Annotated in this window: 14 protein-coding genes; 6 read left to right on the top strand and 8 right to left on the bottom strand. The window is 71.2% G+C overall.

The annotated features are described in order from the left end of the window. Window positions 1-130: 130 nt before the first annotated feature. The 5 genes from F8566_RS28645 to F8566_RS28625 form a co-directional block, all read right to left on the bottom strand. Window positions 131-3,310 carry a coiled-coil domain-containing protein gene (locus F8566_RS28645; RefSeq protein WP_225993612.1) on the bottom strand — a complete coding sequence of 1,060 codons (3,180 nt, stop codon included), beginning with the start codon at window positions 3,308-3,310 and terminating at the stop codon, window positions 131-133. After that, on the bottom strand, window positions 3,307-3,954 hold the full coding sequence (locus tag F8566_RS28640; protein ID WP_151564944.1) for a hypothetical protein: 648 nt from the start codon (window positions 3,952-3,954) through the stop codon (window positions 3,307-3,309). Before F8566_RS28640 ends, F8566_RS28645 begins: the two co-directional genes overlap by 4 nt. Beyond that, window positions 3,947-4,480 (bottom strand): hypothetical protein, encoded by a 534-nt coding sequence (locus F8566_RS28635; protein WP_151564943.1) that lies wholly within the window; start codon window positions 4,478-4,480, stop codon window positions 3,947-3,949. The genes F8566_RS28640 and F8566_RS28635 overlap by 8 nt, the downstream gene beginning before the upstream one ends. Continuing rightward, the gene (locus F8566_RS28630; RefSeq protein ID WP_225993623.1) at window positions 4,477-5,703 is read right to left on the bottom strand and encodes a hypothetical protein; all 1,227 of its coding nucleotides are present in this window, start codon (window positions 5,701-5,703) and stop codon (window positions 4,477-4,479) included. The genes F8566_RS28635 and F8566_RS28630 overlap by 4 nt, the downstream gene beginning before the upstream one ends. A 130-nt stretch (window positions 5,704-5,833) precedes the next feature. After that, window positions 5,834-8,131 carry a SpoIIE family protein phosphatase gene (locus F8566_RS28625; protein WP_151564942.1) on the bottom strand — a complete coding sequence of 766 codons (2,298 nt, stop codon included), beginning with the start codon at window positions 8,129-8,131 and terminating at the stop codon, window positions 5,834-5,836. Between the two features lie 134 nt (window positions 8,132-8,265). Between F8566_RS28625 and F8566_RS28620 the strand changes: the two genes are divergently transcribed. Both F8566_RS28620 and F8566_RS28615 read left to right on the top strand, forming a co-directional pair. Next, window positions 8,266-13,197: a HAMP domain-containing protein gene (locus F8566_RS28620; RefSeq protein WP_151564941.1), complete on the top strand. Its 4,932-nt coding sequence runs from the start codon at window positions 8,266-8,268 to the stop codon at window positions 13,195-13,197. Continuing rightward, window positions 13,197-13,868: a response regulator gene (locus F8566_RS28615; protein ID WP_225993611.1), complete on the top strand. Its 672-nt coding sequence runs from the start codon at window positions 13,197-13,199 to the stop codon at window positions 13,866-13,868. Before F8566_RS28620 ends, F8566_RS28615 begins: the two co-directional genes overlap by 1 nt. A 71-nt stretch (window positions 13,869-13,939) precedes the next feature. Here F8566_RS28615 and F8566_RS28610 read toward each other — a convergent pair whose 3' ends face one another. Further along, a complete protein-coding gene (locus tag F8566_RS28610; RefSeq protein ID WP_151564939.1) occupies window positions 13,940-15,373 on the bottom strand; it encodes an aldehyde dehydrogenase in 1,434 nt (477 codons plus the stop codon). Between the two features lie 146 nt (window positions 15,374-15,519). Between F8566_RS28610 and F8566_RS28605 the strand changes: the two genes are divergently transcribed. Continuing rightward, the gene (locus F8566_RS28605; RefSeq protein WP_151564938.1) at window positions 15,520-16,104 is read left to right on the top strand and encodes a mycothiol-dependent nitroreductase Rv2466c family protein; all 585 of its coding nucleotides are present in this window, start codon (window positions 15,520-15,522) and stop codon (window positions 16,102-16,104) included. A 28-nt stretch (window positions 16,105-16,132) separates the two neighbouring features. Here F8566_RS28605 and F8566_RS28600 read toward each other — a convergent pair whose 3' ends face one another. Both F8566_RS28600 and F8566_RS28595 read right to left on the bottom strand, forming a co-directional pair. Then, window positions 16,133-16,564: a cytidine/deoxycytidylate deaminase family protein gene (locus F8566_RS28600; protein WP_151564937.1), complete on the bottom strand. Its 432-nt coding sequence runs from the start codon at window positions 16,562-16,564 to the stop codon at window positions 16,133-16,135. Then, window positions 16,557-17,246 (bottom strand): RibD family protein, encoded by a 690-nt coding sequence (locus F8566_RS28595; RefSeq protein WP_151564936.1) that lies wholly within the window; start codon window positions 17,244-17,246, stop codon window positions 16,557-16,559. The genes F8566_RS28600 and F8566_RS28595 overlap by 8 nt, the downstream gene beginning before the upstream one ends. A gap of 148 nt (window positions 17,247-17,394) precedes the next feature. Here F8566_RS28595 and F8566_RS28590 point away from each other — a divergent pair, with 148 nt between their 5' ends. The 3 genes from F8566_RS28590 to F8566_RS28580 all read left to right on the top strand — a co-directional run bounded on the left by F8566_RS28590 (window position 17,395) and on the right by F8566_RS28580 (window position 22,568). Further along, window positions 17,395-18,525, top strand: a complete 1,131-nt coding sequence (locus F8566_RS28590; RefSeq protein ID WP_151564935.1) for an exonuclease SbcCD subunit D — start codon at window positions 17,395-17,397, stop codon at window positions 18,523-18,525. Further along, window positions 18,522-21,539, top strand: a complete 3,018-nt coding sequence (locus F8566_RS28585) for an AAA family ATPase (RefSeq protein ID WP_151564934.1) — start codon at window positions 18,522-18,524, stop codon at window positions 21,537-21,539. The genes F8566_RS28590 and F8566_RS28585 overlap by 4 nt, the downstream gene beginning before the upstream one ends. Before the next feature lie 198 nt (window positions 21,540-21,737). Then, window positions 21,738-22,568, top strand: coding sequence for a phosphoribosylaminoimidazolesuccinocarboxamide synthase (locus F8566_RS28580; RefSeq protein WP_151564933.1), 831 nt, complete (start codon window positions 21,738-21,740; stop codon window positions 22,566-22,568). Window positions 22,569-22,890 lie beyond the last annotated feature (322 nt).

The raw sequence follows: 22,890 nt of genomic DNA, 5'->3' as shown, positions 1-22,890 counted from the left end.
GGCATCGTGACGGGAAACGGGTATTCGAGCTCGATCTCGGCCCTGTGGTCCGGGCGATCTCTTCCGGCAATGCCAGGTACTCGGCCTCGCTCATGAGGTGCGGCAGTGGCTGCTCGCTCATGTCCGCAGTCTATGGGCGTGTGGCGGAGATCTGGGCGGCCAGGAGGCGGACGCGCGGCTCGTGCTCGTCGTAGCCGACGACCACCGGGGGTTCGTTGTAGGGCATGGTGTCGGACGACCGGCGCAGCTTGACGTACTGCCCGCAGGCGTCGATGGCGTACGGCTCCATGTCGTCCTGGAGCGCGCCGATGACCGTGATGCCGTGCGTCTCCCCGATCTTGCGGAAGAGGGCGACGGCCTCCTTGCGGTGCTCCTTGCCGAGGTTGCGGCCGAGCTCGTCGAGGACGAGGACCAGGCGGCCGCCGCCGGAGCTGGCGAGCGCGGCGGCGCAGACGAGCTTGACCGCCTTCTCGTCCATGAGGGCGGTGTTGGCACGGCGGTTGTACGGGACGTACCGCTGGCCGTCCGAGCGCCGCCACTTGGGGGTCACGCGCCAGCGCCATTCCTGCTCGGGGTCGCCGGGTTGTTCGGGGGTGGGGAATTCCAGGGTCGCGCCGTATCCGCCGTAGGCCAGGTCGAGTTTCTCGAATTCCTCGGAGACGCGCTGGAGGCGTGCCCGGATCGCGGCGGTGAGGGCGGTGCGGTGGGCCTCGGCGGCACCGGCTGACTCATCGGCGCCCCTCTGGGCCTTGTCGAGGTCGGCGCGGCGGGCGGACAGCTGGACCTCGATCTGGCGGCGCTGGTGCCGTTCGTAGTCCTCCTGCTGGCGGAGGTAGTTCTCCAGAACCCTGACCAGGCGGGGGAACGTGGCCTGCTCGCGTTCGGTCCGGCGGCCCTCGCCCTCGGCTCTTTCGTTGAGGAGGAAACGCATCTCCTCCGGCATGTCCTCGTCGGCCGGGCCGTCGGGGAAGACCCGGCGTGTCCCCTCGGACAGGTGCTTCTCGGCGCTGTGCCACCACTCGTCGGGCGTCCAGGTCCGCTCGTCGGCGTCGAGGGCCGCCAGCCATTCGGCGGCGGCGTCACGGGACCCGCCCCACTCCTTTTCGAGGTCGTCGAGGCCCAGGGCGGCCCGCTTGTCGGCCAGATCTGACAGGGCGGCGCGGACCCGGTCGCGGTCGCGCTCGTGCGCCTCGCGGCGGCCGCGCAGGCGGTCCACTTCGAGGGCGCGGGTGTCGGCCTTGGCCTGGAGGCGCCGGAGCGCCTGCTCGGCCGAACCCAGGCGCGGCCCGAGCTTGGCCTCGCTGCCCGCGAGGTCTTCGAGCTGCTCGCGGAGGCCGGTCATCTTCTCGCGTACGAGCTTCAGCTCGGCGGCGGCGCGCGCGCCGGTGAGACGACGGGCGGCCAGTGCGACGTCGGCGGCGGCGTCGGAGGTGCGCTGCCGGGCCTGTTCGAGGGCTTCACCAGCGGTTCGCACTGCTGCCCGAGCCGCCTGAACGCGGGCGACGCGGCCGGTCACCGGCTCGGGGAAGCCGCCGATGATGACGACGCCGGTCCCGTCGCCCGACTCCAGGGCGGTGAAGAAACCGCGCAAGGGGAGGGCGGAGTTCACGCCCTCGGGATGGCCCTCCAGGTCGGCGCCGTCGGGGTTCAGGTCGCCGTCCCCCGGGACGATCATCGAGCCGGGAAGGTCGCGCAGGGCGGCGGTCGCGGCGTCGAGGTCCGAGGAGCCGACGACGACGGCCTCGCGATAGGGCCAGAGCGCCGCTTCCCAGCGTTCCCGGACGTCCTCGGCGAGCTCGACCGCGTCCAGGAGGCCGACGGCCGCGATCCCGGCGGCGGCGAGGGCGCGGATCTGCGCGGGCGCGCTGCTCTCCCCGGCCTCAGCCTCGGCGAGCTCGCGCTCGGCGCGCGCCACCGCGCCCTTGGCCATGCCGAATTCCTGCTGCGCCTCGTCGCGGCGCGCCTCGGCCTCGGCCAGCTCGCGCTGCGCGGTCTCGGCGTCGCGGCCGTCGGCTTCGCGCTGTCGCTCCTCCAGCGCCGAGACCTGGCGGCGCAGCTCGTCCATGCGGTTGCGGGCCACGGCCTTGTCCGCGCCGATCTGCTCGGCCTGCCCCTTGAGGTCGGCGAGGGCGGTGCCGGCCTCGGCGAGCTGCGCTTCCAGCGCGCCGCCGGTGAGCTGCTCGACCTCCTTCGCCGCGGCGCCGATCGCCGCCACGATCTCCTCGTTCTCCGCGTGCAGCCGTTCCTGCTCGGCGGCGTGAGCGGCGTCGGCTTCGGCGGCGTCCACCAGGAGCCGCGCCTGCCGGGTCCGCCAGTAGCGCTGTGCGGCGGCCACCTCGGCACGGGCCCGGTCACGCCGGTCGAACGTCTTCAGCAGCGAGGCCGCCTCGTTCTCCCACTCGGCCAGCCGCTCGCCCGCCTCCGCCGCCTTGGCCCGCTCGCGGTGCTCCTCCGCGCGCGACGTGCGCTCGGCCTCCAGCTCACGGTCCAGGCCGGTGAGCGCGGCGATCGCGCTGAAGATGCGCTCCGGGCTGATCTCGTTGAGGGGCTGGGAGAGCAGGTTGGTCGCGACCTTGGACCGCACGGACGTCGACAGGAACGACACGCAGCGCACCTGGCCGCCGTACAGCGTCCTGCCCAGGTCCTTGGCCACCAGGTCGCGGCGCCCGGCGCTGCGGGGCAGCGACGCCCACATCCGGTCGGCCGCCGCGACGCGTTCGGCCTCCGATGGAGCCGCGGCGAGATGCACACCCTGGCGCCACCGGATCTCCAGGTGCGGCGCGTCCGCGTTGACCCGCAGCCACACCGTCACCGCCGTGCTCCCGGCGGTCTCGTCGGGCTCTTCGACCTCGGCGTCCTCAGGGGAGGCGGCGTCTTCGGGAAGGGCGGCGTCTTCGGGAGAGGCAGCGTCTTCGGGAAAAGCGGCGTCTTCGGGAAAGTCGAAGACGCCGACGATGTAACCGTGGTCGGCGCTCGCCCACTGGGCGTCGCCCTGCGCCGCCAGCTCGGCGTTGAACAGCAGCTCGGCGACGGCCCGCGCGCCCGACGCGAACCGCCACTGCTCGTCGCCCAGCAGCGCCGTGATCGCCGCGATGAACGACGACTTGCCCGCGCCGTTGGAGTCCTTGGGGCCCTGACCGGCGACGACGATGAGCGTCCCGGGCACGGTCGGCACCGGGTGCGTGGACAGCCGCGAGATGTTGACGGCCTGGACGGCGATCAGCGTACGGGCGCCGACGACGCCCTCGGGGTCCATCCCCGCGCGGGCGGACTCGGCACCCGGCAGGAGCGGTTCGAGGACAGCGGTCATGGGTTCCCCCCGGCTTGGTTGCGGCGGCGTGCCCGGATGGCCGCCGCGAGCGGCGAATCCGGCCCGGCCGCGAGAATGAGCTCCTCCTGAAGTCGGCGGCGCGCCGCGTCGGTGAGCCGGTGGAACTGCGGGCCGGGGACGAACCCGCCTGCCTCCTCCGTCCCCGCCTTCACCTGGGACACCAGCCCCGCCGTACGGAGCCGCCGCAGCGCGCTCTCCAGCTCCCCGATCGGCAGCTGCGACCGGCGGCGCAGCTCCTCCAGCGGCGTCGGGTACGTCGACATCCACGAGTCGTCGCCCAGCAGCCCGGCCGCCCGCGGGATCGCCACCGAGTGGATCAGGACGAGCACCAGCACGGCGCGGTCCCCGGCGGGCGGCACGCACGCGGGGTCGCGGGCCAGCTCGGCGGCGACGTCGTCGCGGTATCCCGAGATCCACTCGTTCTGGCCGGAACGCACGAGCGTGCGGCCCGTCAGCCCGAGCATGCCCTCGACCGTGCGCCGCAGCGCCGGCTCCCGCAGCGCCGTGAAGCGCACCTCGGGCACCGGTTCGGCGGCGTGCTCGACCGCCATGTAGGCGGCCACCAGCTCCGACCGCCGCTTCTCGTCGTAGGACCGCAGCAGTGGTTCGAACAGCTCACTCACCCGGCGCCTCCGGCGGCTGGGGGAGACGCCTCAGCAGGTCGCGCAGGGAGGACAGCGACTCCTCCGGCCACATCGCGACCCGGGGTCCCGGCCGTACCGTCCCGGTGTCGTGGTCCAGCAGCAGCCAGCCCGTGTCGGCCAGCCGGCGCAGCTCACCCGTCGCCCACCGGCGCGCGAGCTCGCTGTCGCCGCGGGACATGCCGACGTACACCTCCAGCACGGCGGCGAGCGGCGCCCGCTCACCGGGCCACGGCGCGTCGTCCAGCCGGGACCAGCAGCAACGCAACGCCGCGGCCAGGACGCGCCGCGCCTGCCCCGGCCGGTCCAGCGGCATCGGCGCGGTCTGGTACTCCTCCAGCAGCGCCGGTGTGGCTCCGTCCGGCCAGGAAGGCAGCAGCCACACCCGGGACCCGTCGACCTCGGTCGCGGCCGTCAGCCCGGCCGGGACCGGCTCGGACGCCGGGATCGACGGCGTGCCCAGCACGCGGGACCGCGCCCGCGCGAGCACCTCCGGCTCCACGCTCACGAGGCGGTCCTTTCGAACGTGCCGGGGGAGAGCCAGGTCGGCGACCCGCCCTCCCGGACGGCCATGCCGTCCGACCACACCAGGCGGTAGGGAAGCTCCGGGTGCAGGTGGGCCGCCGACAGGTCGGCCAGCATCCGGCGCGCCGTCACCCAGTCGTCGCCCAGCACCTCCTCGACCGCGACCCGGTCACCGCCCCTGAGGACCTGCTCGGCGACGGTACGCAGCCGTTCGGCGGTGGCGTCATCGGAGCCGGTGTCGGCCGACAGACCGGGGTCGGGCACCGACGGCCGGGGCGGCGCCGGGCGGGGCGGCGTGGTGCGCGGCCCGTCCTCCACCGCCGTCACCACGGCCGACGGCTCGTGCCAGGGCGCCGCCGCGTCGAACACGAACCCGTCCAGGACGGCCGCCAGATCCTCCCTCGACGCCGTCCGGGCGAACGTCCGCCACGTCTCCGGCGGCAGCAGGGTGAGATTGCGCGTCGTCCCCGCCGAGTCGGTCAGCCGCGCCGCCGCCCGGCGGGACGCGTCGCCGTAGGCGTAGATGGCCGCCCGCAGCTCCGTGCACGTCCGGTCGAGCTGCGGCCATCGCCGCAGGATGGCGCCGTGAAGCCGTTCCGCCCGCAGCAGGATCTCCTCGGTGCCCCACAGCTTGGGCGCCTGCTCGCGCAGCTCCTCGATCGTTCCGTTCGTCAGCGTCAGCAGCTCGACGCTCCACAGCCGGAACGCCCGCGCCAGCCCCTCCGCCCCGTCCCGGGCCTGGCCGGGCGTCATCCGCGGGTCGGCCACGTTCAGCTGTTCCAGGGCCAGCAGCCGGTGCATCTCGCTCTGGCCGCCGTCCAGCATCATCCGCCGGACGAACATCAGGCCCACCACGCTGGTGAACGAGGCGCGGTAACGGAGCTGGTTGGGCTTGGGGAAGACCTCGCGGATCGCACCGAGGCCCTTCAGCACACGCAGCCGGTTCTCAAAGACCTCGGCCGGGTGGCGCCGGCAGACGTACCGCATCTGCTCGCGGCTCAGCCCGTCCTCACCCGCGTCCGCGAACGCGGTCAGCAACGTCTCGGCCACGTCGACCAGATCGGGGTCGTCCACGACCGCGCCGCTGTCGCGGGCCAGTGCGGCGAACATCTGCCGGTAGACCCCCAGCACCGCCTCGCCGACCAGCGCGTCGTCCAGGCTGGGCGTGGCGGGATCGTTGATCACGTTCTCGGGGGAGGATGACACGGCGCACTACGGTACGGCCCCCGGGGCTCCAACGTGGAATCGACGGCCGAAGAACGGCGTGTTCACCTGCGTGCTCTCCCGCCCTCACGCCGTGAAAGCGCCCCACTCCACGCGCCCCACTCCACGCGCCTCACTCCACGCGCATGGCGAAGATCGCCATGTCGTCGTCGAGGGGACTGCTGGTGAACTCGCGCACGGCGGCCTGGATGCGCAGCGTCACGGCCCGCGCGGTCAAGCCGGTGCAGTCCGACAGCAAGCGCGCAAGCCCGTTGTCGTCGTCCAGTTGCGCGTCGCCACGCCGCCGCTCGGTGATGCCGTCGGTCACGCACAGCATCACGTCTCCCGGGGCCAGCTCCATCGTGTCGAGCCGGTAGGCCGGCTCGGTGACCGCCCCCACCAGCAGCTGGGACGTTCCGATCGCCGTGACCTCGCCGTCGGGGCGCAACCGCAGCGGGAGGGGATGGCCCGCCGAGGTGACCGAGATCCGCAGGTTGCCCGTCGACAGCCGTTCGAGCTCGCCGTGCACGATGGTCAGCAGGCGGGACGCGTCGTCGTCCAGCATCGCCTCGTTCAGGCTGTCCAGCGCGCGGGCCGTGCCTCGGCCCTCGCGGCTGAGAGCGCGCAGCGTGTGCCGGACCAGCCCGGTCACCGCGGCGGCGGCGGCGCCGGTGCCGCAGACGTCGCCGAGCATGAAGCGCCAGCGGTCGCGGCCCGCCGGGAACAGGTCGTAGAAGTCGCCGCCCGCCTTCGCGTCCTGCCCGGCGGGCAGGTAGACGATGCTGTAGTCGATGCCGGGGATCTGCGGCAGGTGCGCGGGCAGCAGGCTGCGCTGCAGGGTCTGGCTGACCGCCACCTGCTCGCCGTAGCGGCGCGCGTTCAGCAGGGCGAGCGCGAAGCGGACGGCGAGATCCTCGGCGAGCCTCACCAGCTCCGGCCGGAAGCCGTCATCGCCGGGGCCGCCCAGCACGATGCAGCCGAACCGGTGCTCCCGGCAGGCCAGCGGCAGTTCGAGCACGTCGGAGCCGCTGATGCGGCGCGCGGACGGCGCCAGCGAGGCGAACGTGCTCCACTGCCGCGCTTCCCGCACCTGGTGAGAGGAGGGCGCCGGATACGCCGTCAGCAGCTCGCGCAAGGGCCCGATGAGCTGCTCGTCGGCATGCCAGACATGCGTGAGCACGCCCTTGCCGCTCGGGTCGTCGAGATAGACCGCGCACCAGGAGGCGATCCGCGGCACGAACAGCTGCGCCGCCAGGGCGAGCACCAGCTTCTCGTCCAGCGTCCCGGTGAGCAGGTCGTTCGCTTCAGCGAGGAAGCCGAGCCAGCCGCGGTAGCCGTGCTGCCCCGTGACCTGCCGCTCCCGTGACAACACCGGCGCGAGCGACTCGGCCGCGTACTGGAGCCGGCTGATGTCGGCCGGGCCGAATCGGTCCGGCTCCTCGGCGGTCACCACGACCAGGCCCAGCCGTTGGCCGCTGACTCTGAGCGGCGCGGTGGCCAGCGACTGGAACGTGCTGCCCGTCGGCGGTGGCATCACCGCCGCGTCGTCGTGCGCGGCGATGGCCAGCCGCGCGGCTTCAGCCGGTCGCAGCTCCGCTCGCGGAGCCGGCGGATCCGCCGGTCCGTCAGCGGCGTGACACGCCGCGCCGGCGAGGTCGTCGAACGACGACGCCCGCACCTTGAGGGACTCGTCGTCCGCGCCCACCAGCACGTACGCGGCGTCGGCGCCGGTGGACGCGCGCGCCCACTGCACCACGTGGTCGAAGAGCTGCTCGGCGGGCAGCCCGGTGGCCGGTCCGCCGGGCTTCCCGTTCCCGGGCGAGATCTCCACGCCACCCGGCGAGAACGGCCCTGACGGGGTGGCCGATGGCGGGATCGCCGACGTCGTCATGTAGGGCACGGGTGCGCGCGGTGGCGGCACCGGCTGGACGGGCTGCTCGACGGGCATGAGCGGGAGCCCGGGAAGTGGGAGCCCGGGAAACGAGGGCGCGGGAAGCGAGGGCGGCGGGTCGGACGTCTGGTTGTGCGCCTCGTTGTGCGTCTGGTTGTGCGTCTGGTTGTGCGTCCGGGCCGTACCGGCCAGCTCGAACCAGACCGTCTTGCTGGTCTTGGTATAGGTGACGCCCCACGCCTCCGCGAGCGAATGCGTGAGCACCAGGCCGCGATGCCCGTCCAGACGGCCCGCGGCCTGATCCGGTGCGTCCACGCGGCGCATCGGCAGCAGGTCGCGCACCTCGACCCGCACCGTGTCGCCGGGCATGTCGAGAAGACACGTGAGCTCGATGTCGGTGCCCGCGTGCACGACGGCGTTGGTCACCAGCTCGCTGGCGATCAGGACCGCGTCCTCGACGCGGTCGAACGGGAGGTCCCAGTCGTGGAGCGTCTCCCGCACATGCGCGCGGGCGGCCGGAACGGTCGTGCTCTCGGGCACGTACTGAACACTGGACCTCCGCGGAACCGACACGATGACCCCCCTGCGGGAACATGCAGATTCGCGAGGTGAACTTCCAGTCATAGTGACAGAATGAACGGGCTCAGATACGCCGAGTTGGCAAGGTTCGTCCAATGAGTGCAACCTCGAGCAGGTCGCAGGGTCAGTCGCAAGGTCAGCAACCCGTCCCGGCGGGCGGCATCGAAGGCGCCGCACCGGCGGATGCAGGACCGGTGGACACAGGACCGGTGGACACGGAGGCGGCGCAGCGGCTGCCGGACGGCGAGACCGCGCTCCGGTCCTTGCTGGAGGCGTTGCGGGCGCTGCGCGACGGGGACTTCCGGCAACGGTACAAGGCACCGCAGGACGGCACCCTCGCGGAGATCGGCGAGGTCCTCGAACAGATCCTGGACCGCAACCGGCACCTCTCCGACGAGCTCACCCGGGTCTGCCGGAATGTCACCCGGGAGGGGCGCCTGGACGAACGGCTCGCCGCCGGTCCCGGTTCGGGCCGCTGGACCAGCACCATCGAGTCCGCCAACACGCTGCTCGACCTCATCACCACGCCGCTGAGCAACACCGCGCGCGTGCTGGAGGCGGTCGCGGCGGGCGACCTGTCGCAACGGGCCGACCTGGAGGTCGGCAACCGCGGCCTGCACGGCGACCTGCGGCGCGCCGGCAAGGCGACCAACCGGATGATCGACCAGCTCACGCTGTTCACCTCCGAGGTGACCCGGGTCGCCCGCGAGCTCGGCACCGAGGGCCGGCTGGGCGGCCAGTCCAAGGTGCGCGGCCTCACCGGCAGCTGGGCGCAGGTGACCGAGGCGGTCAACGACATGGCGGGCCGCCTCACCGGCCAGGTCCGCGACATAGCGGTGGTCACCACCGCGGTCGCCAAGGGCGACCTCACCCGCAAGGTGACGGTCGAGGCGACCGGCGAGATGCTGGAGCTCAAGCTGACCGTCAACACGATGGTCGACCAGCTGTCGGCGTTCGCCGACGAGGTGACCCGCGTCGCGCGCGAGGTCGGCACCGAGGGCCGGCTGGGCGGCCAGGCGCAGGTACGCGGTGTCAGCGGCACCTGGAAGGACCTCACCGAGTCGGTGAACGTCATGGCCAGCAACCTGACCTACCAGGTGCGCAACATCGCCCAGGTGGCGACGGCGGTGGCCAAGGGCGACCTGAGCCAGCAGATCACCGTCGACGTCAAGGGCGAGATGCTGGAGCTCAAGGACACCCTCAACACGATGGTCGACCAGCTGTCGGCGTTCGCGGGCGAGGTGACCCGGGTCGCGCGCGAGGTCGGCACCGAGGGCAACCTGGGCGGCCGGGCCGAGGTGACGGGCGTGTCGGGGGTCTGGAAGGACCTCACCGACAACGTCAACGCGATGGCCAACAACCTGACCAGCCAGGTGCGCAACATCGCCCAGATCACCAAGGCCGTCGCCGACGGCGACCTGACCAAGAAGATCGACGTTGACGCGCAGGGCGAGATTTTGGAGCTCAAGACGACCATCAACACGATGGTCGACACACTCTCCGCGTTCTCCTCAGAAGTGACCCGGGTGGCGCGCGAGGTCGGCACGGAGGGGCGTCTCGGCGGTCAGGCGCAGGTGCGGGGTGTGTCGGGGGTCTGGAAGGACCTGACCGACAACGTGAACTCGATGGCCAACAACCTGACGTCGCAGGTGCGGAACATCGCGCAGATCACCAAGGCGGTCGCGGACGGGGACCTGTCGAAGAAGATCACGGTGGATGCGCAGGGGGAGATCCTGGAGTTGAAGGACACCCTCAACACCATGGTCGACCAGCTGTCGGGCTTCGCCGACGAGGTGACGCGCGTGGCGCGCGAGGTCGGCACCGAGGGTGAGCTGGGCGGTCAGGCGCAGGTGCGGGGTGTGTCGGGGGTCTGGAAGGACCTGACCGACAACGTGAACTCGATGGCCAACAACCTGACGTCGCAGGTGCGGAACATCGCGCAGATCACCAAGGCGGTCGCGGACGGGGACCTGTCGAAGAAGATCACGGTGGATGCGCAGGGGGAGATCCTGGAGTTGAAGGACACCCTCAACACCATGGTCGACCAGCTGTCGGCGTTCGCGGGCGAGGTGACCCGGGTCGCGCGCGAGGTCGGCACCGAGGGGCGTCTCGGCGGTCAGGCGCAGGTGCGGGGTGTGTCGGGGGTCTGGAAGGACCTGACCGACAACGTGAATTCGATGGCCAACAACCTCACCAACCAGGTCCGCAACATCGCCCAGGTGGCGACCTCCGTGGCCGGCGGCGACCTGACCAAGAAGATCACCGTGGACGCCCGCGGGGAGATCTTCCAGCTCAAGACCACCCTCAACACGATGGTCGACACGCTCTCGGCGTTCGCCGACGAGGTGACGCGCGTGGCGCGCGAGGTCGGCACCGAGGGTGAGCTGGGCGGCCAGGCGCAGGTACGCGGCGCCTCCGGCGTGTGGAAGGACCTGACCGACAACGTCAACGCGATGGCCAACAACCTGACCTACCAGGTCCGCAACATCGCCCAGGTCACCACCGCCGTCGCCAACGGCGACCTCACCAAGAAGATCGACGTGGACGCCCAGGGCGAGATCCTGGAGCTGAAGACGACCATCAACACGATGGTCGACCAGCTGTCGGCGTTCGCCTCCGAGGTCACCCGCGTCGCCCGCGAGGTCGGCAGCCGCGGCGAGCTGGGCGGCCAGGCGCAGGTGCCCGGCGCCACCGGCACCTGGAAGGACCTCACCGACAACGTCAACCTGCTGGCCAGCAACCTCACCACCCAGGTCCGCGCGATCGCCGACGTGGCCAGCGCCGTGACCCGCGGCGACATGACCCGGGCCATCACGGTCGAGGCGCGCGGCGAGGTCGCCGAGCTCAAGGACAACGTCAACCTGATGGTGGCCAACCTCCGCGAGACCACCCGGGCGAAGGACTGGCTGGAGTCCAATCTGGCTCGCATCGCCGGCCTGATGCAGGGCCACCGCGACCTGGTCGAGGTCGCCAGCCTCATCCTGAGCGAGCTCACCCCGCTGGTCGGCGCGCACTACGGGGCGTTCTTCCTGGCACAGCGGGAGGGCGGCGAAGAGCCGACGCTCCACCTCATCTCCGGGTACGGCTACCGCGGGCACAACCGGCTCAACGAGGAGCTGGACTTCGGGCAGGGCCTGGTCGGCCAGGCCGCCGTGGAGAAGAAGCGGCTCATCATCGTCGACGCGCCGCCCGACTACATCAAGATCTCGTCGGGGCTGGGCGAGTCGTCCCCGGCGTGCGTGGTCGTGCTGCCGATCGTGTTCGAGGACGAGGTGCTCGGCGTCATCGAGCTGGCCGCGTTCAGCAAGTTCAGCGACGTGCACCTGGCGTTCTTCGACCAGTTCGTGCACACCATCGGCGTGGCGATCAACACCATCATCGCCAACGCCCGGACCGAGGCGCTGCTGGGCGAGTCGCAGCGCCTCACCCGCGAGCTCCAGGAACGGTCGGGCGAGCTGCAGCGCCAGCAGGCCGAGCTGCGCCGGTCCAACGCCGAACTGGAGGAGAAGGCGGCGCTCCTCGCCCAGCAGAACCGTGAGATCGAGGTCCAGAACGCCGAGATCGAGCAGGCCCGCCGGGCCCTGGAGGAACGCGCCGAGCAGCTGGCGCTCTCGTCGCGCTACAAGTCCAACTTCCTGGCCAACATGTCGCACGAGCTGCGCACGCCGCTCAACAGCCTGCTGCTGCTGGCCAAGCTGATGTGGGCCAACCCCGACGGCAACCTGACCGCCGAGCAGGTGCAGTTCGCCCGGACGATCTACGGTGCCGGGCGCGACCTGCTCCAGCTCATCGACGACATCCTCGACCTGTCGAAGATCGAGGCCGGCAAGATGGAGATCCATCCCGAGGAGATCCCGCTCACCAAGCTGGTCGACTACGTCAACGTGACGTTCCGGCACATCGCCGTCGAGCAGGGCCTGGAGTTCGAGGTCGTCATCGACGACGACCTGCCCCGGGTGCTGGCGACCGACGAGCAGCGGCTCCAGCAGATAGTGCGCAACCTGCTGTCGAACGCCATCAAGTTCACCAGCGAGGGCGGCGTCCGGCTGGAGATCAAGCTGGCCCAGGACGTCTTCTTCGCCACCGAACCGCTGAGCACCGCCGAACGGGTCGTCGCGTTCACCGTCACCGACACGGGCGTCGGCATCCCCGCGGGCAAGTTGCAGGTCATCTTCGACGCGTTCCAGCAGGCGGACGGCACCACCAGCCGCAAGTACGGCGGCACGGGGCTCGGGCTGTCGATCTGCCGCGAGATCGCCGGGCTGCTGGGCGGCGAGATCAGGGCCGACAGCAGGCCCGGCGTCGGCAGCACCTTCGTGCTCTACCTGCCCGAGCGCAGCCCTTACCCGCGGCGGCAGGAGCTCGCCGACGAGAGCCAGGCCGGCGCGCTCGACGCCATGGGCGACGGCGCGCTGATGGCCCTGGAGCCGGCCTCCCGGGTGCACGTCGGCGACGACTTCGCCGAGCCCGGTCTGGTCGTCGCCGAGGACGCGGTCTTCGCGGGGCGCAAGGTGCTCATCATCGATGACGACATCCGCAACGTCTTCGCGCTGAGCACCGTGCTGGAGAGGTCGGGCCTCAAGGTCCTCTACGCCGCCGACGGCAAGAAGGGCATCGAGAGCCTGGAGAACAACGACGACATCTCGCTGGTGTTCATGGACGTGATGATGCCCGAGATGGATGGATACGCCACGACCCGGGCGATCCGTGCGATGCCGCAGTTCGTGGCGCTCCCGATCGTCGCGCTCACCGCCAAGGCCATGAAGGGAGACCAGGAGAAGAGCCTGGTCGCCGGGATGTCCGACTACGTCACCAAGCCGGTCGAGATCGAGCATCTCTTCGACGTGATGCGCAAGTGGCTGGACGAGGCCGGCGGGTCCGCGGGCGATTCCGTGGCTGATGCCGTAGCCGATTCCGAGGCCGATTCCGGGGCGGATTCCGGGGGCGACGCCGGGGCCGAGACGACGGGGATGCCATCCGGTGACGGTGCCGGACGGGAGGGCGACCGCAAGGGGGAACAGCGGTGATGGACAAGTCCGACCTGCCGAAGATCCTGCTGGTGGACGACCAGGAGGAGAACCTGGTCGCACTCGCGGCGATCCTCAAGACGGTGGACGCGGTGGTGGTGCCGGCGCGCTCGGGGGAGGACGCGCTGCGCGCCCTCATGATCGAGGACTTCGCGGTGATCCTGCTGGACGTCGTGATGCCGGACATGGACGGCTTCGAGACCGCGTACCACATCAAGCGCAAGGACCGGACGAAGGACGTCCCGATCATCTTCCTGACCGCCGCGCGCAGCGAGCCGGACCTGGCCTTCCGCGGCTACGCGGTCGGCGCGGTGGACTACCTGGTCAAGCCGTTCGACCCGTGGGTGCTGCGGTCCAAGGTGGAGATCTTCATCGAGCTGCACGAGCAGCGCCGCCGCGCGCGCGAGCAGTCGGCGATCCTGAGCGGCCTCTTCCCGGGCGCCGCCGAGGGGCTGGCGCACGGCGCCGGGCTCGTCAGCGAGGTCAACGACCGGCTGTCCGCCGTGGAGACCGCCCTGAACCTGCTGGCCGACCGGATGAGCGACCGCCTCGGCGACGTCGCGGCCAAGGAGGCGTTCGGCCGGCTCGACCAGGAGCTCGGGGCGTTGCGCGGTGCCCACGAGGCGCTGTTCGGGCAACCGGCCGACACCTCGCCCGCCGGGGCCACCTAGCCGTCACAGTGGCAGGACCTCATCGACCGTCGGGGCCGATGAGGTCCTGTCCTGTTCGGATGTCCCGTGGTTCAGGCGGGCCGCGGGATGGCCTTGTACTCCAGGTAGGGGGAGAGGCCCTCGGGTCCCAGCTCCCGGCCGAGGCCGCTGTCCTTGTAGCCGCCGAACGGGGTGTTGGGGTCGAGGACGTAGAGGTTCACACCGCAGCTGCCGGTACGGATGCGCCGGGCCACCTCGACGCCGTGGTCGACGTCGGCCGACCAGACCGAGCCACCCAGCCCGTACCTGCTGTCGTTGGCGATCCGGACCGCGTCGTCCTCGTCCTCGTACGCGATGAGCGAGAGCACCGGGCCGAAGATCTCCTCCTGGGCGATGCGCATGTCGTTGGTGACGTCGCCGAACACGGTGGGCGCCACGTACCAGCCACGGTCGTGGGGCCGGTTGAGCCCGCCGGCGATGACCTTGGCGCCCTCGTCCTGGCCGACGCGGATGTAGCCCTCGACCCGTTCCTGCTGCCGCTTGGCGACCAGCGGCCCGATCTCGGTGCCGTAGTCGGCCGGGTCGCCCACGTTGAGCGAGCTCACCATCGTGACCAGCGCGTCGGCGACCTCGTCGTAGCGGCTGCGCGGCGCCAGGATGCGGGTCTGCGCGGCGCACGCCTCGCCGTTGTTCATCAGCGCGGCCATCTTGAAGCCCTCGATGGTCGCGGCCAGATCGGCGTCCTCAAGGATGATCGCCGCCGACTTGCCGCCCAGCTCCAGCGTGACCGGCCGCAGCAGCTCGCCGCAGGCCGCGCCGATCTTGCGCCCGGCCTCGGTGGACCCGGTGAAGGCGACCTTGTCGACGCCCGGGTGCGAGACCAGGTACGCGCCCACCTCGCGGCCCGCCGGAACGATGTTGATGACGCCGTCCGGGACGCCCGCCTCCTTGATCCACTCGGCCAGCAGATAGGCGTCCAGCGGGGTCTCGGGGGAGGGCTTGGCCACGACCGTGCAGCCCGCGATCAGCGCCGGCGCCAGCTTGAGCATCAGCGTGAACTGCGGGACGTTCCATGGGTAGATCGCCGCCACCACCCCGACCGGCTCGCGGGTCACGGTGACGGGGCCGAGCATGCCGGCGCGTTCTTCCTCCCAGGTGAACGAGGCGGCCAGGTCCACGTAGTACTGCAGGACCATCTGCGGCATCGCCGCCTGACCGAAGATCGAGAACAGGATCGGCGACCCCATCTCCTCAGTGACCAGGTCGGCCATCGCCTGCTGCCGCTCGGCGTAGATCGCCGACAGCCGCCCGAGGATCTCGGCGCGCTCGGCGGGGGTCATCCGGGGCCACGGGCCCTGGTCGAATGCCTGCCGCGCCGCGGCGACGGCGGCGTCCATGTCCGCCTCGGTGCCCTCGGGCACCCGCCCGATGACCTCTTCGGTGTGCGGGGAGATCACGTCGATGGTGCCGGTGCCGGCCGGTGCGGTCCACTGACCGCCGATGAACAGCCGATCGTGTTCACGCATGCTGCTGGAGCCTCCCGCTATCGACCGAATGCTTGCTTGGTCACAGCATCGCATGGTGCCCCAGGGGATTGGCAAGAGCCCCATGAGACGGGAGTCTCATTTCGTTCCGGCCTTGTCCGCGGTCCTGCCCCGCCTACCCTGGGGTGATGATCGCGGACATCTGGTTCGATCCGTCCTGCCCGTACACCTGGGCCACGTCCCGATGGATGCTGGAGGCGGCGGCGGCACGGTCGTTCGAGATCCGGTGGCATGTGCTGAGCCTCGCGGCGCTGAACGAGGGGCGCGACGACGATCCGGAAGACGACCCTGAGGGCTACCTCTGGTATCCCGTGCGGGTCTTCACGGCCGTCGCGGAACGGCATGGCCAGGAAGCGCTCGCCACGTTCTACACCGCGTTCGGCACCCGTACCCACCGCGATGGTGAGTGGGGCGGTTTCGAGGGCCCGCTCGCCACTGCCGGGCTGCCCGCGGACCTGGCCGGAGCCGCCATGTCGGAGGAGTACGACGACGCCATCCGCGCCTCGACCGCGGACGGGATCGGCCGCGTCGGCCCCCACATCGGCACGCCCGTGATCGCCGTCGGCGACGTGGCCTTCTTCGGACCGGTGATCTCCCGCGTCCCGAAGGGGGAGGACGCCGGGCGGCTCTGGGACGGCACGCTGCTGGTCGCCGGGACACCGGGTTTCCACGAGCTGAAGGGCGCCCCGCACGCGGAGCCGGACCTCAGCTGAGCCAGGGCCTTTCGCGCGGAGCGGGACCTCAGCTGAGCAGATGGGCGTTCTGTGCCCGGGCCAGGTCAGCGAGCGCCGGCAGCTCCATGACCTCGACGCCCGCCGCGCGCAACTGCTCCACGCCCTTTCCCTCGACGAAGAGCGAAGGCTCCCGCCAGGCGAAGACCACTCGCGCGATCCCGGCGCGCAGGATCAACTCCGAGCAGGTCAGCGGACGTGACCGGCGTTCGCCGCACGGCTCAAGGGAGCTGTAGATGGTCGTCCCGGTCAGGTCGGCGGCCGTCTTGGCCAGCGCGGACTCCTCGGCGTGCTCGTGCGGGTCGTGTTCCCGCGAATGCCCGCGGGAGATCTCCCGCCCGTCCGCGCCGACGATGACCGCGCCGACCGAGAACGCGGTGCCGGATGGCGGGCATAGCCCGGCCAGCTCGCACGCGATCCGCAGCCAGCCGGCGTCATCCATGGGCGGGCGTGCCCATCAGGTAGCGCAGCAGGACCAGGTTGCCGATCCGGGTGCACTCGGCCAGCCGCATCGGGCGGTCCGGGCTCTGCGGGAACACCCCCGAACCCACGAAGCGCGGCGCGGACGGGTCGCCGATGAAGAACGGCGCCATCACCAGCTGGATCTCGTCGACCAGGCCCGAGGTCAGGAAGCGCGTGTGCATGCCCCCGCCGCCCTCCACCATCAGGCGCCGCACGCCGCGCGCGGCCAGATCGCCGAGCATCACCGGGAAGTCCACCGGATCGCCCGCGTCGATCACCTCGGCGCGCCCGGTCAGCCGGGCGGCGAGCGGATGGGCCGCCGACGACGCGCAGTAGACGAGCTTCGGCGACTCACCGGTGGTGAAGAACAGCGCCTCGGGATCGAGGTCGCCTCCCTCGGTCACCGTGACCTTCGTCAGGTCGGCGGGCAGGCCCTTGGCGACCCGCTGCTCGCGGCGGGCCGGCGATTTGAGGAGCAGCTTGGGATCGTCCCGCCGGACCGTGCCGGCGCCCACCAGGATCGCGTCACAGGTCGCGCGGACGCCGTCCACGCGGTCGAAGTCGGCCGGGCTGGACAGCCGCAGCCGTTCCGGGCTCGCGTCGTCGATGTAACCGTCCACCGACATCGCACAGCTCAATAGCACGTAAGGGCGCTCACTCACGGCGTAACTCTAGGGGAATGAGATACCACTCACCAAGAGTGACGGCACTGTCACCCTGTGCACTCGCTTCTCCGTTCGAAGATTGTTTGGGGCTCCTCGGCGTTTCTGCGCCGGATGTGGCGTGGGTGGTGCCTATGGTGACCCCGTCATGCGACTTCTCCACACCTCCGACTGGCATCTCGGCAGATCGTTCCACCGCGAGGACCTCCTGGGCGCTCAGGCGGCCTTCGTGGACCATCTCGTCGACACGGTCCGGTCCGAGCGCGTGGACTGCGTGCTGATCTCGGGCGACGTCTACGACCGCGCGCTGCCCGCGGTCGACGCCGTGCGGCTCTGCAACGAGGCGCTCGAACGGCTCGCCGCGCTGACCCGGGTGGTCCTGATCGCGGGCAACCACGACTCGGTGCAGCGTCTCGGCTTCGGCTCGTCCCTCATGGACAAGGCCGGGGTGCACGTCCGCACCGACCCCGCGTCCGTCGGCGAGCCGATCCTCATCGACGACGCCGCGGTCTACGGCATCCCCTATCTGGAGCCCGAGCTCGTCCGGCACCGCTGGGACCTGGACGAACGCAGTCACGCCGCCGCGCTCACCGAGGCCATGCGGCGCGTCCGCGCGGACATCGCGCGCCGGGACACCACCTCGATCGTCCTGGCCCACGCGTTCGTCACCGGAGGCGAAGCCAGCGACAGCGAGCGCGACATCTCCGTCGGCGGCGCCGTCAATGTGCCCGCGTCGGTCTTCGAGGGCGTCGACTATGCGGCCCTCGGCCACCTGCACGGACGCCAGGCGATGACCGACCGCGTGCGCTACTCCGGCTCGCCGCTGGCCTACTCGTTCTCTGAGGAACGCCAGCTCAAGGGCTCATGGCTGGTCGACCTGCGCCCCGGCGGCGAGCTCTCGGCCGAATTCGTCGAGGCCCCCGTGCCGCGCCGCGTCGCGCGCCTGCGCGGCCACATCGACGACCTGCTCGCCGATCCGTCGTATGAGAAGTACGAGGACCGCTGGCTGCAGATCACGCTCACCGACGCGCAGCGCCCGTCCGCCGCGATGGAACGGCTGCGCGGCCGCTTCCCGTACGCGCTCGTCCTGGGTTTCGAGCCCGAGAACGAGACGGCGGCCGACACCAGGACCTGGTCCGACCGCATCCGTGAACGTTCCGACCTGGACATCGCCGGTGACTTCGTCGCCGAGGTGTCGCAGGCCCCCGCCTCGGCCGCCGAACGCGACCTTCTCCACGAGGCCTTCGAGTGCTGCCGCCAGAAGGAGGCCCTGGCTTGAGGTTGCACCGGCTGGAGATCACCGCGTTCGGGCCCTTCTCGGGCACCGAGGAGATCGACTTCGATGCGCTCTCCGGCGCCGGGCTGTTCCTCATCCAGGGCCAGACCGGGGCGGGCAAGACCAGCGTCCTCGACGCGGTCTGCTTCGCGCTGTACGGCCAGGTCCCCGGCGTCCGCAACGCGATCAAGAACCTCCGCAGCGACCACGCCGCACCACACCAGGCACCACGGGTCGTCCTGGAGACCACGATCCGCGGCCGCCGCTTCCGGATCAGCCGCTCCCCGGCCTGGGAACGGCCGAAGAAGCGCGGCACCGGCACCACCACCGAGCACGCCGCCGTCATTCTCGAGGAGTTCGAGAACGGCGAATGGATCGGACTCTCTACGCGGCTCGACGAAGTCGGCGATCTCATCGGGCGACTGCTCGGCATGACGGCCGCGCAGTTCTGCCAGGTGGCGATGTTGCCGCAGGGTGAGTTCGCGAGCTTCCTCCGCGCCGGAGCCGAGGAACGCCGCAAGGTCCTGGAGCGGCTGTTCGCCACGGAGGTCTTCACCCAGGTCGAGAAGTGGCTCGCCGACCGCCGTGCCGCGACCCGCCGCGAGGCCGCCGACCTGCGTTCCGCCGCCGAGTCGGTCGCCGACCGCATCGCCGAGGCCACCGGCACCCAGCGCCCGGGCCGGTCCCTCGTGCCCGAGCCCCGCCACCCCGAGCCGGCCGACGAGTCGTTGGACGACATCGAGGTGCTCCCCGCCTGGGCCGTCGAGCTGGCGGGCCACCACGAGACCATCCGCATCACGAACCAGACGCTCCTGGAAGAAGCGTCCGCCGTGTCCGACAAGGCGAGGGCGGCCCTGGAATCAGCCCGTACCCTCGCCGAACGGCAGCACCGCCACGCCGAGGCGCTGGGCCGCCGAGCCGCCCTCGAAGAACGCGCCGAAGAACGTTCACGCCTCACGGCCCGCCTCGACGCCGCCGCCCGCGCCGACCGTGTCGTCGCGCTGATCAAGCAGGTCCGCGAACGCACCGAACGTGCCAAGCTGACCCACCGCGAGGCGAACCAGACCCGGTCCCGTGTCGCGTCGCTGGTGACGCCGGGAGCCGCCGCCGACGTCCTCGCCAAGGCCGAACGGGAGCGCCGCGACGACATCGCCGCGCTGGAGGGCAAACGGGGCAGCGCCGACCGGCTGCGGCGGATCACCTCCGAACTGGCGGACCTGGTCGGCGAACGCGAACGGCTGGAGCCCGAGGAGGCGAGGCTCGCCGCGACGCTCAACGAGCTGCCCGGCTTGGTCGACGAGCAGCGCGCCCAGCTCGACGAGGCCCGGATCGTGGTGGCTGGACGTTCTGGTGCCGAGGCCGTCCTCCAGGAGACCGCACGGCGCCTGGACGCGGCCCGGCGCCGTGACCAGGTGACGGCGCGGCTCGGCCAGGCCGAAGAGACCCTGCGCGACGCGATCGACGTCGCTCAACAGGCTCGCGAACGTTTCCAGGATCTCCGGCAGGCCCGCCTGGAGGGCATGGCGGCCACCCTCGCCGAAGATCTCAACCCCGGCGAGCCGTGCCGCGTGTGCGGATCCACGGACCATCCCGCGCCCGCCTCCTCGCTCGGCCTCATCCCGGGCGAGGAGGACGAGGAACGGGCGCATGCCGCCTATGAGCAGGCCCAGAGCCGCCGCGAGGAGGCGAGCGGCGCCGTCGAGTCCCTGCGCGCCGAACGCGACGCCGTCCTGGAGGTCGCGGGCGAGGCCGACACCGCGACGCTCGGCGCCGACGTCACCGAGGCTCAGGAGACTCTGGCCGCGATCGACGCCCGCGTGGCCGACGTCGAACGCATGGAACGGCTCGTTCACCAGTCCGCACAAGAACTGGAACAGGCCCGGGACCGGCGCGACGAGATCGCCCGCGTCCTCACCGCCAACCGCGCCCGCCGGGGCGAGCTCTCCGCCGAGCAGACCCGCCTCGCTGCCGAACTCGACGAGGCGCGAGGCGACGACCCGACCCTGGAAGCCCGCATCGAACGTCTCGGTCACGAAGCCGACGCACTCGCCGATGCCGTCCAGGCACTCCAGGCCGCCGACCGCGCCGCCGAGGAGCTGGCCGCCGCCCGCGCCCGGGCCAAGCAGACCGCAGCCGACGAGGGCTTCGCCACACCCGACGAGGTGATGGCCGCCGCGCTGGAGGACGAAGACCAGGCCGCCCTTCGCGACCGGATCCGTCGCTTCGAGAACGAGGAGGCGGCCGTCAAGGAACTCCTCGCCGACCGCGACCTCACCACCGCCGCCGCGCAACCCGCCCCTGACGTTCCCGCCCTGGAGGCCGCGCTCGCGATCGCCGAGACGACCCGTACCACCGCCGCCTCCGCCGCTGACCGTGCCCACCAGCGCCGCGTCCGTCTGACGGAGCTGCGCACCGAACTCGCCGCCCGCGTTCACGCCTGGCGCCCTGCAGCCGAACAGCACGCCCTCGCCGCCCGCCTCGCCGGCCTCGCCTCCGGCCAGTCCGGCGCCAACCGCCTGAGCATGCGCCTCTCCGCGTACGTCCTGGCCGCGCGCCTCGAACAGGTCGTCGCCGCCGCCAACGAACGCCTGGCCCGCATGTCCGCAGGCCGCTACGCGCTCCTGCACACCACCGACAAGGCAGCAGGAGACCGGCGCGGCGGCAGCGGCGGCCTGGGACTGCGCATCGTCGACGCCTGGACCGGCCAGGAACGCGACCCCGTCACCCTTTCCGGCGGCGAGTCGTTCATCACCTCCCTGGCCCTCGCCCTAGGCCTGGCCGACGTCGTCACCGCCGAAGCCGGTGGCACCGAGATCAACACGCTCTTCGTGGACGAGGGCTTCGGCACCCTGGACGAGGAGACCCTCGACGAGGTCATGGACGTCCTCGACGCCCTCCGCGACGGCGGCCGCGCCGTAGGCATCGTCAGCCACGTCGCCGAGCTCCGCACCCGCATCCCCGCCCAGCTCCGCATCAGCAAACAACGCACCGGCTCCACCGCCGCCGTCACCGTCTGACGGCCACCCTGGCCCAGATGACCTTCCCTCCACCCTGCGCTTCGTCGACCATGACGACGCCCCGCTTGTCCGCCACGTGACCGATGAGCTCCATTCCCGCCTCCGTGGCTGGTCAAAGCCGTTGTGTCTGCCCTTGTACGCTCGTCATCGGCGATCCGGTCGCCGGTGGAAGTACGAGATCGCGAGCTGAGGAAGCACATGGAACTGGTCCACTCCGGCAAGGTGCGTGACGTCTATGCCGACGGCGACGATCTGATTCTTGTCGCGTCCGACAGGGTGAGCGTTTATGACGTCGTGCTGCCCACGGAGGTGCCCGACAAGGGGAAGTTTCTCACCCAGCTCTCGCTGTGGTGGTTCGAGCAGCTCGCCGATGTCGTGCCCAACCACATCATCTCCGCGACGGAGGTGCCGGAGGAATGGGCGGGACGGGCGGTCCGCTGCCGGCGCCTCACGATGCTTCCGGTGGAGTGGATTGCACGCGGCTATCTGGCGGGCCTCGGTCTCAAGGAGTACGAGAAAGGCGGCACCGTGTCCGGGGTCGAGCTGCCGCCGGGTCTGGTGGAGGGCTCCAAGCTGCCCGAGCCCATCTTCACGCCGACGACCAAGGCCACCGAAGGTCATGACGAGTTCATCACCTACCAGGACGTGGTGGATGAGATCGGCGACGACACCGCCGCCCGCCTCAAAGAAGTCACCCTGGAGATCTACCGGCGCGGTGCGGCCATCGCCGGGGAGCGGGGCATCATCATCGCCGACACCAAATTGGAGTTCGGCCGCGCCGCCGATGGCACGCTCGTGCTCGGCGACGAAGTTCTGACCTCGGACTCCTCGCGCTTCTGGCCCGCGGACGACTGGCAGCCGGGCCGTCCCCAGCATGCTCTCGACAAGCAGTTCGTACGCGACTGGAGCAGCTCACTGGACTGGGACCGCACTCCTCCTGGCCCTGCCATCCCAGATGAGATCGTGGCCGCGACAAGGGCCCGCTACATCGAGGTCTACGAGCGGCTCACCGGTCGTCGGTGGGAGTGAGGGGGCAGTCGTACGTACTACATCCGCCCGAGTTCCGGCGTCGTCCGGTCGAGTTGGCGCGCCAGGATGGCCAATCACCGTCCCATTCAGCAAGATTGCCGGGCCTGGACTTTCGTTCGTCTGCCGGGTTTGCACATCTGTGGGTTACTGCTGTGCCGCTTCGCGGTTGGCGGCAGCGGTCACCCCTTTGGCTCGACCCCCAACCCGGCCAGCGGGTGGGACGGGGCTAAAGGTCTAAGTGCGGCAGCGACAAGAAGGGGGATGGGTGGATGAGGCGCGTTCGGATGGCGTGGGTCTGGTGGTGGCTGATGTCCCAACCTTG

The sequence above is a fragment of the Actinomadura rudentiformis genome (assembly GCF_008923185.1).
Classification (GTDB): Bacteria; Actinomycetota; Actinomycetes; order Streptosporangiales; family Streptosporangiaceae; genus Spirillospora; species Spirillospora rudentiformis.
The sequence above is the reverse complement of the archived record's forward strand: the minus strand, read 5'-3'. Positions and strand labels throughout refer to the sequence as shown.

Coding starts and splice junctions, on each gene's coding strand:
- F8566_RS28600 (WP_151564937.1), bottom strand. CDS start 16,564: ATGGATGACGCCGGCTGGCTGCGGATCGCGTGCGAGCTGGCCGGGCTA.
- F8566_RS28645 (WP_225993612.1), bottom strand. CDS start 3,310: ATGACCGCTGTCCTCGAACCGCTCCTGCCGGGTGCCGAGTCCGCCCGC.
- F8566_RS28580 (WP_151564933.1), top strand. CDS start 21,738: ATGGAACTGGTCCACTCCGGCAAGGTGCGTGACGTCTATGCCGACGGC.
- F8566_RS28610 (WP_151564939.1), bottom strand. CDS start 15,373: ATGCGTGAACACGATCGGCTGTTCATCGGCGGTCAGTGGACCGCACCG.
- F8566_RS28620 (WP_151564941.1), top strand. CDS start 8,266: ATGAGTGCAACCTCGAGCAGGTCGCAGGGTCAGTCGCAAGGTCAGCAA.
- F8566_RS28590 (WP_151564935.1), top strand. CDS start 17,395: ATGCGACTTCTCCACACCTCCGACTGGCATCTCGGCAGATCGTTCCAC.
- F8566_RS28615 (WP_225993611.1), top strand. CDS start 13,197: ATGGACAAGTCCGACCTGCCGAAGATCCTGCTGGTGGACGACCAGGAG.
- F8566_RS28605 (WP_151564938.1), top strand. CDS start 15,520: ATGATCGCGGACATCTGGTTCGATCCGTCCTGCCCGTACACCTGGGCC.